The following is a 452-nucleotide window of genomic DNA, read 5'->3' as shown; positions in this document are numbered from 1 at the left end:
ACCAGTGGCAGAACCGCTTCTACAGCGCGCTGCAGGCGAGCGACTGGGATGCGTTCGTGACGCAGATCTGGATCTTCGTCGGTCTCGCCTCCACCTACATCGCGCTGGCCGTCTACAAGCTCTATCTGAACCAGTGGCTCCAGATCCGCTGGCGGCAATGGCTCACCCGGCACTATCTCGGCGAATGGCTGCAGGGCGCCACGCATTATCGCATGCAGCTCAAGGGCGACGCGGCCGACAACCCCGACCAGCGCATCACCGAGGACGTCAAGAGCTTCGTCGAGCAGACCCTGGTCATCGGACTCGGCCTGCTCTCGTCGGTCGTGACGCTGTTCTCCTTCGTGATCATCCTGTGGGGCCTCTCGAACGCCGCGCCGCTGCACCTGTTCGGCACCGACCTGATGATCCCCGGCTATCTGTGCTGGGGAGCCCTGATCTACGCGATCTTCGGC

The 452-nt window shown here is 63.5% G+C and carries 1 protein-coding gene; it reads left to right on the top strand.

From position 1 onward, the window contains the following. Positions 1 to 452, top strand: a 452-nt coding sequence (locus tag AACY52_RS31190; RefSeq protein ID WP_339561522.1) for an SbmA/BacA-like family transporter, incomplete at both ends; no start/stop codon positions are given.

The organism is Pseudomonas sp. EA_65y_Pfl1_P113 (genome assembly GCF_963970525.1).
Classification (GTDB): domain Bacteria; phylum Pseudomonadota; class Gammaproteobacteria; order Pseudomonadales; family Pseudomonadaceae; genus Aquipseudomonas; species Aquipseudomonas tritici.
Note: the sequence above shows the minus strand (reverse complement) of the source record. Positions and strands in the feature narration are given on the sequence as shown.